The sequence below is a fragment of the Bradyrhizobium sp. GW821-FHT13H06 genome, assembly GCF_058803975.1.
On sequence record NZ_JBXAPN010000002.1, the window covers coordinates 1,173,317 to 1,183,820 of the forward strand.

Annotated in this window: 9 protein-coding genes; all 9 read right to left on the reverse strand. The window is 66.0% G+C overall.

What is annotated here, in order from left to right; genetic code table 11:
• Positions 1–53 precede the first annotated feature (53 nt).
• Positions 54–1,523 carry an AMP nucleosidase gene (locus AC1RQP_RS12415; RefSeq protein ID WP_492937109.1) on the reverse strand — a complete coding sequence of 490 codons (1,470 nt, stop codon included), beginning with the start codon at positions 1,521–1,523 and terminating at the stop codon, positions 54–56.
• 162 nt (positions 1,524–1,685) lie between these two features.
• The gene (locus AC1RQP_RS12420) at positions 1,686–3,020 is read right to left on the reverse strand and encodes an HlyD family type I secretion periplasmic adaptor subunit (RefSeq protein WP_239627519.1); all 1,335 of its coding nucleotides are present in this window, start codon (positions 3,018–3,020) and stop codon (positions 1,686–1,688) included.
• A 10-nt stretch (positions 3,021–3,030) separates the two neighbouring features.
• Positions 3,031–4,779 (reverse strand): type I secretion system permease/ATPase, encoded by a 1,749-nt coding sequence (locus AC1RQP_RS12425; protein ID WP_239627520.1) that lies wholly within the window; start codon positions 4,777–4,779, stop codon positions 3,031–3,033.
• Positions 4,780–5,135: 356 nt separating this feature from the next.
• Positions 5,136–5,405: a GlsB/YeaQ/YmgE family stress response membrane protein gene (locus AC1RQP_RS12430; RefSeq protein WP_028179604.1), complete on the reverse strand. Its 270-nt coding sequence runs from the start codon at positions 5,403–5,405 to the stop codon at positions 5,136–5,138.
• A gap of 107 nt (positions 5,406–5,512) precedes the next feature.
• Positions 5,513–6,490, reverse strand: a complete 978-nt coding sequence (locus tag AC1RQP_RS12435; protein WP_239627522.1) for an ABC transporter ATP-binding protein — start codon at positions 6,488–6,490, stop codon at positions 5,513–5,515.
• Positions 6,487–7,902: an amidase gene (locus AC1RQP_RS12440; protein WP_492937110.1), complete on the reverse strand. Its 1,416-nt coding sequence runs from the start codon at positions 7,900–7,902 to the stop codon at positions 6,487–6,489. The genes AC1RQP_RS12435 and AC1RQP_RS12440 overlap by 4 nt, the downstream gene beginning before the upstream one ends.
• A complete protein-coding gene (locus AC1RQP_RS12445) occupies positions 7,899–8,096 on the reverse strand; it encodes a hypothetical protein (protein ID WP_158668370.1) in 198 nt (65 codons plus the stop codon). The genes AC1RQP_RS12440 and AC1RQP_RS12445 overlap by 4 nt, the downstream gene beginning before the upstream one ends.
• Positions 8,093–9,154 (reverse strand): ABC transporter ATP-binding protein, encoded by a 1,062-nt coding sequence (locus AC1RQP_RS12450; protein ID WP_492937111.1) that lies wholly within the window; start codon positions 9,152–9,154, stop codon positions 8,093–8,095. Before AC1RQP_RS12450 ends, AC1RQP_RS12445 begins: the two co-directional genes overlap by 4 nt.
• 183 nt (positions 9,155–9,337) lie before the next feature.
• Complete coding sequence (locus AC1RQP_RS12455) at positions 9,338–10,240, reverse strand: ABC transporter permease (protein WP_239627527.1); 903 nt, start codon at positions 10,238–10,240, stop codon at positions 9,338–9,340.
• Positions 10,241–10,504 lie beyond the last annotated feature (264 nt).

Genomic DNA, 10,504 nt, shown 5'->3' on the forward strand with positions numbered 1-10,504 from the left:
GACAATGCGAAAAATTCTCCGGCTTGTCAGCAAGGATGAAGGGGGGCCCCGACCTACTGGAACGCGACTTCGGCGAAACTGCGGAGCTTTCGCGAATGCAGGCGCTCCGATTCCTGCTGCTTGAGCCGCTCCAGCGCCTTCAGGCCGATCTCGAGATGCTGGCCGACACGGCGGCGGTAGAATTCGCTGGCCATGCCGGCAAGCTTGATCTCGCCGTGCAGCGGCTTGTCCGAGACGCAGAGCAGCGTGCCATAGGGGACGCGGAAGCGGTAGCCGTTGGCGGCGATGGCGGCGGATTCCATGTCGAGCGCGACCGCGCGCGATTGCGACAGGCGGCGGATCACTTCAGGCCCGGAAATCTCCCAGTTGCGGTTGTCGACGCTCGCCACCGTCCCCGTGCGCATCAGGCGCTTCAGCTCGAAACCTTCGAGCCCGGTGACATCCTCGACCGCCTCCTCGAGCGCGACCTGCATCTCGGCGAGCGCGGGAATCGGCACCCACAGCGGCAGCTCGCGGTCGAGCACATGGTCCTCGCGCACATAGCCATGCGCGAGCACGTAGTCGCCGAGGCGCTGCGTGTTGCGCAGGCCCGCGCAATGGCCGAGCATGAGCCAGGCATGCGGCCGCAGCACGGCCACATGGTCGGTGACGTTGCGCGCATTGGACGGACCGGTGCCGATGTTGATCAGCGTGATGCCGCGATAACCCGGCGCGACCAGATGGAAGGCCGGCATCTGCGGTGCGCGCGCGGGGGCAACGCCCGTCGTCGCGCCGCCGCTGCGCGTGATGACGTTGCCGGGCGCGACGAAAGCGTCGAGGCCCGCCTCGCCGGACTGAAGACGCTGCTGGCAGAGCTGCGCGAAGGCGTCGACATAGAACTGGTAATTGGTGAAGATCACGAAGTTCTGGAAATATTCGGAATCGGTGCCGGTGTAGTGATAAAGCCGGCGCAGCGAGTAATCGATGCGGGCGGCGCGGAACAGGGACAGCGGCTTGGGCATCCCCGGCTGCAGCTCGAAGGTGCCGTCGGCGATCGCATCGTCCATCGTCGCGAGATCAGGCACGTCGAACGCATCGCGCAGCGACCGCGTGACGGCGGAGTTCTCGCTGGTCGTGATGGCGGCTTCGATGTTGATGTCGCGGCGATAGGCGAAGTGGATCGGGATCGGCTCGGTGGATTCGCCGATCTCGACCGGCACGCCGTGGTTCTGAATCAGCAATCCGATCTGCTCGGTGAGATAGCTGCGGAACAGATCCGGCCGCGTCACGCTGGTCTCGTGCACGCCGGGCCCAGCGACGAAGCCGTAAGACAGGCGCGAATCCAGCCGCGCATGCGTCGCGGTGGTGATGCGGACAAAGGGATAATAGGCCCGCATCCGCGTCGTGACGGTCTCGCCATTGACATAGGCCTCGAACCGCTCGCGCAGGAACTTGGTGTTGCGCTCGTAGATCTCTTCGAGACGGGCGACGGCGAGGGACGCATCGGAGAAGGATTCAGTGGCGATGGAGGGGGGAGATTGCATGATTCGACCGCCGCTTTGCTTGAAACAAGCGCACTATAGCAGGATCGCAGCCAAGTCGTCATTGCGAGCGTAGCGAAGCAATCCAGAAATCTCACCGCGGAGACAATCTGGATTGCTTCGCTACGCTCGCAATGACGAGGAAAGATGACGCGCTTTCGCGCGTCACTTCTCCCGGAAGGCGCGCATCAGCTGGTCGTGCAGCGGCTTCATCAGATAGGACAGCATGGTGCGGTCGCCGGTCTGGACGAAGGCCTCCACCGGCATGCCGGGAATCATCTTGACGTCCCCGAGGCGGGCGATCTCCTCGGGCGGCATCGAGACGCGGATGGTGTAGTAGCCCTGGCCGGTGCGCTGGTCGGTGGTGACGTCGGGCGAGACGCGGCTGACGACGCCATTGAGCTCCGGCGTGGTGCGCTGGTTGAACGCGGAGAGGCGCAGCAGCGTCTTCTGGCCGATCTGGAGCTTGTCGATATCGACCGGATTGACCTTGGCCTCGACCTGAAGATCGTCAGCCTGCGGAACGATCAGCATCAAGGTATCGCCGGCCGTGACGACGCCGCCGACGGTGTGCACGGTCGATTGCAGCACCATGCCGTCCTGCGGCGCGCGGATGTCGATGCGGCGGAGCTGGTCTTCGGCAGCGACCTTGCGCTCGATCAGCTCGCCGATCTTGTCGTTGGTCTCGCGCAGGTCCTTGGAGACCTCGCTGACCACGTCCTTGTCGATCTGGATGATCTGGAGCTCGGTCTCGGTGATCTTGCCCTTGGCCTGGGCGCGCGAGGCGATGTACTGCGCGCGCTCGCCGTTGAGACGTGCCGAGTCGCGTTCGAGCTGGGTCAGGCGCGAGATCTGCACCAGGCGCTTTTCGTAGAGCTCGCGCACGCCGGTGAGCTCGTTCTGCACCAGCGCGATCTCCTGGTCCTTGGCCTTCTCCTGGGCGCTGAGACCGGAGATCTCCTCGTTGAGCTGCGTGATGCGCTCGCGCAGCTGCGCCTTCTGCCCGGTGCGGCCGTTGACGCGGACGTCGAACAGCTTGGTTTCGGCTGAGAGCAGCACCTTGAGCTCGGGATCGCCGGCGCGCTCGATCAGCGTTTGCGGGAACTCGATGCTGTCGAGACCGCGTTGCTCGGCCTGGAGTCGCGCCGCGCGCGCCTGCGCGGCGTCGAGATTCTTGGTGACGATGGCAAGGTTGGCCTTGGTCACGGTGTCGTCGAGCCGCACCACGATGTCGCCGGCCTTGACCCGGTCGCCGTCGCGGGCACGCACCTCGCCGACCACGCCGCCGGTCGGATGCTGCACCTTCTTGACGTTGGATTCGACCACGATCTGCCCCGGCGCGATCAGCGCGCCCGAGATCAAGACGGTCGACGCCCAGCCGCCGAGCCCGACGACCAGGACCACCACGATGGCGAGGCCAAGGACCAAGTGAAACCTGATGGAATCACCTACAGTCTTCTTGGCGGGGGGCTTCGTTCCGCCGATAGCCAACGTGCTCATGACTTGCTGCTCATGACTTGGCCACTCCGCCTTCGCTGACGATCTTGATCGGTGCCGGCGGCGTCGCGCGCGGCTGCAGCACCTGGGCGAGCACCTGCTCCTTGGGGCCGAACGCCTGCATGCGGCCGTCGCGCAGCACCAGGATCTGGTCGACCGCCTCGACGCCGATCGGGCGGTGCGCCACCACGACGACGATGGCACCGCGTTCGCGCGCGGCACGGATGGCGCGGGTCAGCGCCTCGTCGCCTTCGGTGTCGAGGTTGGAGTTGGGCTCGTCGAGCACGACCAGGAACGGCCTGCCGTAGAGCGCGCGCGCCAGCGCCACGCGCTGCGCCTGGCCCGCGGAGAGCGCTGCGCCCTGCTCGCCCACTTGCGTGTTGTAGCCCTCGCGCATCTTGATGATCATCTCGTGCACGCCGGCCTCCTTGGCCGCGGCGATGATCGCGTCGGAGGTCGCCTCGGGATCGAACCGGCTGATGTTCTGCGCGATGGTGCCGCCGAACAATTCGACGTCCTGCGGCAAATAGCCGATGTGGCGGCCGAGCATGTCGGACGACCATTGATCGAGCGCCGCCCCGTCAAGCCGCACCTTGCCGCGCACCGGCTGCCAGACCCCGACCAGCGCTCGGATCAATGACGACTTGCCGGAGCCGCTCGGGCCGATCACGCCGAGGCCGTTGCCGGCGGCGAGCGCGAAGGTGACGTCCTGCACCACGAGCCGCTGATCGCCGGGCGGCACCATGGCGACACCTTCGACCGAGAGCCGGCTGGTGGGCGCCTGCAACTGGGTCGGCATCGCCTGCGCCGGCATCTGCTCCAACAGGCGGGTGAGGCGGTGCCAGCTCTGGCGTGCGGCGACGAAGGATTTCCAATGCGCAATGGCGAGATCGACCGGAGCGAGCGCGCGGGCGGAGAGGATCGAGCCGGCAATGATGATGCCGGCCGTCGCCTCCTGGTGGATGACGAGATAGGCGCCGACCGCGAGCACGGCCGATTGCAGCATCATGCGCAGTACCTTTGCGATCGCGCCGAGACCACCGGCGACGTCGCTCGCACGCTGATTGCCGGCGAGATATTTTTCGTTGGCCTCGCTCCAGCGCTGGTTCATCCGTCCGGCCATGCCCATCGACACCATCACCTCGGCGTTGCGGCGGCTGGCCTGGGCGAGATCGTTGCGCTGGGCGGCGAGCCCCATCGCCTCGCGTGCCGGCTGGCGGGACATGAACTCGGTGACCAGCGTCAGGCCGACCAGGATGATGGCGCCGACCAGCGCGGTGACGCCGATCAGGACGTGGAAGGCGAAGCAGATGGCGAGATAAAGCGGCAGCCAGGGCAGATCGAAGAATGCGCTCGGGCCCATGCCGCCGAGGAAGGAACGGACATTGTCGAGGTCGCGCAGCGGCTGGAGGCCCTCGTTGCGGCTGCCGACCAGAAGCGGCAGGCGCACGATGGTGTCGAACACGCGCTTGTTGAGGGCCTCGTCGAGCGACGTACCGATCCGCCCCAGAATGCGGTTGCGAATCATGTCGAGCACGCCCTGCGCCATGTAGAGGAAGCTGGCGAGGATGATGAGGCCGACCAGGGTCGGGATGCTGCGGCTCGGCAGCACCCGGTCGTAGACCTCCAGCATGAAGATCGACCCGGTCAGATAGAGCAGGTTGATCATGCAGCTCATCAGGCCGACGCCGATGAATGCCGTGCGACAAGCGCGCAAGGCGTCACCGAGCTCTGAACGGCGGACGCCAGGGATGGCTGCCATCAGTCTGATCTCTTTCGACTAAGGGGGCAAAGCCCCTGATTTCACGGGCAATTCAGGGTACTCGCCCCGGATTAACATCATGTTTGCCCGGCGTCCAACGCAGCCGAGCTCATCCAGAGCCCTGATGAGGCCACATCTACCCCTGATGACCTCCCGCGCAAGCCCGGAATTTCACAGGCTTGCGGCTTTTTCTTGCAGGCTTTCAGCCTCTTCCGGGAAAACGGAGAGGCTGGAAGTTCCCCCTGCCGAATGCGGGCTAAAGCGCGATGCGATTAGGATGAATCGTCATCGCGCTTTAGGTTGTTGTTTAAGCATGATCTTTTCGGAAAACCGCTGCGCACTTTTCCGGATCATGCTTAGAACCTGCCCCCGCCACGCACCAGGCGCACGACAACCAGCAGAATGACGGCGCCGATGGCGGAGTAGACGATTTCGGAGACGAGCCCTGTGCCGAGACGAATGCCGAGCTTCGGAAACAGGAAGCTCGCCACCAGCGCGCCGGCGATGCCGACCACGATGTCGCCGATGATTCCGAACCCGGTCCCGCGCACCACCTTGCCGGCGAGCCAGCCGGCGACCAGGCCGACGAACAGGATGACGAGCAGGCCTTCGTTGGAAATGTGCATCAGTGCGGTCCCCTCTCCGTGAGAGGAGCCATGGAACGCGAACCGGGATGAATAAGGTGTGAATACTGGCGGCGAGGCTCGAGCAGCCTAGCCCAACTCATCCGGGACTATGACACCACGGTGACCGGCTGCGCCAGCACGCATCTCGCCGCCCTGCCCGGGCCGACCTCGACATTCGCGGGCAATTGCTCCAGGCAGCGCGGCTCTGCGAGCTTGCAGCGGGGAGCGAAGGAGCAATTGTGCGGCTTCTCCGCCAGCGAGGGCGGGGTGCCAGGAATGGTCTCCAGGCGGGCGCCGCGCTTGGCGCCATGGATGGTCGAGGCGAGCAGGCCCTTGGCGTAGGGATGCACCGGGGAGCGGACGATATCGCGAAGCGTGCCCTGCTCCACGATCTGGCCGGCATACATCACCGCGACGCGGTCGCAGATCTCGATGGCGACGCCGATGTCATGGGTAACGAAGATGACGGACATGCCGAATTCGCGCTGCAGCTCGCGCAGCAGCAACAGGATCTGGATCTGCACGGTGGCATCGAGCGCCGTGGTCGGCTCGTCCGCCAGCAGGATCTTGGGACGGCAGGCGAGCGCGAGCGCGATCATCGCGCGCTGACGCATGCCGCCCGACATCTCGTGCGGATAGGCATCCAGCCTTCGCTTCGCCGAGGGGATGCGCACGACCTCGAGCATTTCGAGCGCCCGCGCCCTGCCCTCCGCGAAACTCTTGCCTTCGTGGCGCACGACGCTTTCGGCGATCTGCGCGCCGATGGTGTAGACCGGATCGAGCGCGAGCGCCGGCTCCTGGAAGATCATCGACACGGTCTGGCCGCGAAACGACGACAGCTCCTCGTCGTTCATGGCGAGCACGTCGCGGCCCAGCACGTTGACCGTGCCAGTGATCTGCGTACGCTTCTTCGGCAGCAGCCGCATCAGCGCACGCAGTGTCACGCTCTTGCCGGAACCGGACTCGCCGAGCAGGCCCAGCACCTCGCTGTTGCCGAGCGAGAGGCTGAGATCGTTCACGGCATAGACCGTGCGCTCGCCGGTGAAGCGGATGTTGAGGCCCGATATCTCGACCAGCTTTGTCATGACGGCAGTTTCGGCAATCGATCGTGATAGTCGGTGGCGCGCTGGAAGGCCGCGCCGATGGTGAGCAAGGTCGCTTCGTCGAAGGAGCGACCGATCAGTTGCATCCCGACCGGCAGGCCGGTCTTCGTGAAGCCGGAGGGCACGGTGAGCGACGGCAGGCCGAGAAAATTCACCGGGCGGGTGAACAGCGTGAGCCGCTGCAACAGCGCCGGCGCGTTCGGGCCGCCGCCGACGTCGCTCTCCTCGATCGTCGGTGCCGGCACTGGCGAAGCCGGTGCGATCACCGCATCGACGCCTGACGTTGCGGCGTCGTGCGCGGCGAGCGCCGGCCCGCGCCAGCGCATGGCCTCGAGATAGGTGATGGCGGGAACGGCGAGGCCGTTCTGGAGCCGCATCAGGACCTGTGCGCCATAATCCTGCGGACGCTCGATCATCCAGCGCTTGTGGAAGGCGGCGGCTTCCGCGGCGAGCACGAGCTGGCTGGCCGAGGACAATTGCCGCTGGTCCGGCAGCTCGACCTTGACGATGTCGGCGCCCTCTCGCTTGAGCACTGCGATGGTCTCGTCCAGCACGCGCGCAACCTCGCTGTCGAGATCGTCGACATAGAACGAGGTGGGCACGCCGATCTTGAGGCCCTTCAGCGCGCCTTTGGTCGCCCCGACGTAGTCCGACAGCGGCTCGTGGCTGCAGGTCGAATCGGCGGGATCGGGGCCGGCCATCAGCGCCAGCAACAGCGCGCAGTCCTCGGCAGTGCGGGCCAGCGGGCCGACCGTGTCGAGCGATTGCGACAGCGGCATCGCGCCGGCGCGGCTGACGCGGCCCACCGTGGTCTTGAGACCGGTGACGCCGCAGAAATGCGCGGGCATGCGGATCGAGCCGCCGGTATCCGAGCCGAGCGCCGCATAGGTCAGGCGCGCGGCGACCGCGGAGCCCGAGCCGGATGACGACCCGCCGGTGATGTGGGCGACATTCCAGGGATTGCGCACCGGGCCGTAATGGGCGTTGTGCCCGGTCGGCCCATAGGCGAATTCGGCGAGATGCAGCGTGCCGAGACGGACCTGGCCGGCGTCCTTCAACCGCTGCAAGGCCGTGGAGGTCACGGTCGGCACGAAGTCGCGGCGGATCAGCGAGCCACAGGTCGCGACGTGACCCGCGTCGTAGTACATATCCTTGTGCGCGAGCGGCACGCCGTGCAGCGGACCACGGACGTTGCCCTTGGCAAGCTCGGCATCGGCTGCATCGGCCGCCTTCAACGCAGCCTCCGCCTCGATCGACATGAAGGCATTGAGGTGCGGCTGCCACTGCGCGATGCGATGCAACAGCGCGCGCGTCACCTCATGCGAGGACAGCTGCTTCATCGCGATCGCACGCGCGACCTCGGTGAGCGTCATCAATGCGGGTTCGGTGCTCATTTCGACACCTTCTGCGTCTGTGCGAGCACATAGCCGGCGGGCTCGAGGTCGAACGGCAGCGTGCCGGCAATGGCCGCGAAGCCCTCGAAGGCAGGTCCGATGGCATTGGAAATGCGGGTTGCGATCTCGTCGTCCACGGCAACGCCTGCAACCAGCGCGATCGGCTTGATGTCTTTCGGTGTCGGTCTGGTCATGCGGTCTTCTCCCTGGGCGCGCGGCTGTGGCCTGAACCCGGTATCGCCATGTAGCACGCGGCCTCGTGGCCCATTCTATCGAGCGCGGTGAGCTTTGGTGTCGCGTTTGCGCAGAGCGGCTCCGCAAACGGACATCGGGTGTGGAAGCGGCAGCCCGAGGGCGGATCGATCGGATTGGGCGGATCGCCTGATATTGGCGGCGTCTCGGTGCGCTTGTCCGGATCCGATGACGGCATCGCCGCAAGAAGGGCACGCGTGTAGGGGTGGGCAGGCGCGTCCCAGACCTGGTCGACCGGACCGAGCTCGACGACCTCGCCGAGATACATCACCAGCACGCGATCGGAGATGTAACGGACGACGTTGAGGTCGTGGCTGATGAACAGATAGGTCAGGCCGAACTCGCGCTTGAGATCGGCCAGAAGATTGAGCACCTGCGCCTCGACGGATTTGTCGAGCGCCGAGACGGCTTCGTCCAGGATCACCAGCCGCGGCGACAGCGCCAGCGCCCGCGCGATATTGACGCGCTGGCGCTGGCCGCCGGAGATCTCGTGCGGATAACGGTTGGCGAATGTTTCCGGACGCAAGCCGACCTTGCCGAGCAGCTCGCGCGCGAGTGCGCGTGCCGTGGCGTCGGCCATGCCGTGCACCTTGGGGCCGAAGGCGATCGATTCCTCGATGGTGAGGCGCGGATTGAGCGAGGCGTAGGAGTCCTGGAACACCATCTGCATGCCGCGGCGCAATTCGCGCAAGCTCAGCGATTGGCCCACGGTCATGCCGTCATAGATGATGTCGCCGTCGTCGCGCGGCATCAGATGCATCAGCAGCCGCGCAGTGGTGGACTTGCCGCAGCCGGACTCGCCGACGATGCCGACCGTCTCGCCCTTGGCGACGGTGAACGAGACGTTGTCGACGGCGCGCACGGTGCGCTTGGCGGCGAACAGTCCACCGCGCACCGGGAAATGTTTCGTCAGGCCGTTGACCTGAAGCAGCGGCTGCGCGACGCCGCCGACGTCCTCGACCGGCTCCAGCATTTCAACGGATGTGGTGCTTTCGCTCATAGCCGCGGACTCCCACCTCTCCCCATCGGGGAGAGGTCGCGCCGAAGGCGCGGGTGAGGGGGAGCGGCAAACTCGGTGGAGTGTAGCCCCTCACCCGGATTGCATCTAACGATGCGATCCGACCTCTCCCTATGGGAGAGGTGTGGCACCGGCATCGCCGCAATCAGAATCCCTCTCATGGCTTTAATTCCTGATGTCCATGGCGCTGCGCAGGCCGTCCGAGAGCAGGTTGAAGCAGATCGAGACCGCGAAGATCATCGCGCCCGGCAATGCCGCGACCCAGGGATTGACGTAGATCGCGGTCCGCAGCGTGTTCAGCATCAGGCCCCATTCCGGCTCCGGCGGTTTCGTGCCGAGACCGAGGAAAGAGAGACCGGCCGCCAGGATCATCGAGACCGAGATCAGGCTCGTGGCATAGACGAAGATCGCGCCGAGCACGTTGCCGAGGATGTGCACGCGCATGATGGTGAAGGGCCCGGCACCGGAGGCGCGCGCGGCCTCGACGAAATCCATGTTGCGCACGCCCGTCGTGACGCTCTCGGCGACGCGGGTGATCTGCGGCACGAACACCACCGTCAACGACACGATGGAATTGAGGATGCCGGCCCCGAGCGCGCCGGAGATCGCGATCGCCAGCAGCACGGACGGAAAGGCATAGAACACGTCGACCGTGCGCATGATCGCGGTGTTGAGCTTGCCGCCGACATAGCCGGCAATGATGCCGAGCGAGGTGCCGATGCAGAAGGCGAGAATCACGGGCAGGATGCCGATGACCAGCGACAGCCGGCCCCCGTAGATCAGCCGCGCCAGCATATCGCGGCCGAGCTCGTCGGTGCCGAGCGGATAGCCGGCCGTGCCGATGTGGCGCAGGCGGCGGATCATTGAGCCCTTGTAGGGATCTTCGAGACCCAGCCATGGCGCAAGGACCGCGGAGAGGAAGATCAGCAGCAACACCAGCGCGCAGGCCATGCTGACCTTGTCGCGCATGATGCGGCGGCCGACCGTCGCCCAATAGCCGCGCGCCTTGGTCGCGGGCGCGGCCTGCAGCGCGGCGTCGGCGGTGGCGGACAACGGAAGCTCGCTCATCGGCTAGCTCCCGGTGCGCATTGGTGGGTCCGGCGCGCGCCAAGGCGGCAGTGCACCTCTCCCGCTTGCGGGAGAGGTCGGCGCTCCGGGCGATGCGAAGCATCGTCCCGCGCGCCGGGTGAGGGTTCTCTCCTCTTGGGGGTTCTCGATTGAGGAGACACCCTCTCCCCCACCCTCCCCCGCTCGCGCAGGGCTATCGCATATGAGACGTGGCTATGGGTACCGACTGTTTCCACAGCGTCATGGCCGGGCTTGTCCCGGCCA

Excerpts from the sequence above, each read along its gene's own strand:
- AC1RQP_RS12420 (WP_239627519.1), bottom strand. The coding sequence starts at position 3,020 with ATGAGCACGTTGGCTATCGGCGGAACGAAGCCCCCCGCCAAGAAGACT.
- AC1RQP_RS12430 (WP_028179604.1), bottom strand. The coding sequence starts at position 5,405 with ATGCACATTTCCAACGAAGGCCTGCTCGTCATCCTGTTCGTCGGCCTG.
- AC1RQP_RS12445 (WP_158668370.1), bottom strand. The coding sequence starts at position 8,096 with ATGACCAGACCGACACCGAAAGACATCAAGCCGATCGCGCTGGTTGCA.
- AC1RQP_RS12435 (WP_239627522.1), bottom strand. The coding sequence starts at position 6,490 with ATGACAAAGCTGGTCGAGATATCGGGCCTCAACATCCGCTTCACCGGC.
- AC1RQP_RS12440 (WP_492937110.1), bottom strand. The coding sequence starts at position 7,902 with ATGAGCACCGAACCCGCATTGATGACGCTCACCGAGGTCGCGCGTGCG.
- AC1RQP_RS12425 (WP_239627520.1), bottom strand. The coding sequence starts at position 4,779 with ATGGCAGCCATCCCTGGCGTCCGCCGTTCAGAGCTCGGTGACGCCTTG.
- AC1RQP_RS12450 (WP_492937111.1), bottom strand. The coding sequence starts at position 9,154 with ATGAGCGAAAGCACCACATCCGTTGAAATGCTGGAGCCGGTCGAGGAC.
- AC1RQP_RS12455 (WP_239627527.1), bottom strand. The coding sequence starts at position 10,240 with ATGAGCGAGCTTCCGTTGTCCGCCACCGCCGACGCCGCGCTGCAGGCC.
- AC1RQP_RS12415 (WP_492937109.1), bottom strand. The coding sequence starts at position 1,523 with ATGCAATCTCCCCCCTCCATCGCCACTGAATCCTTCTCCGATGCGTCC.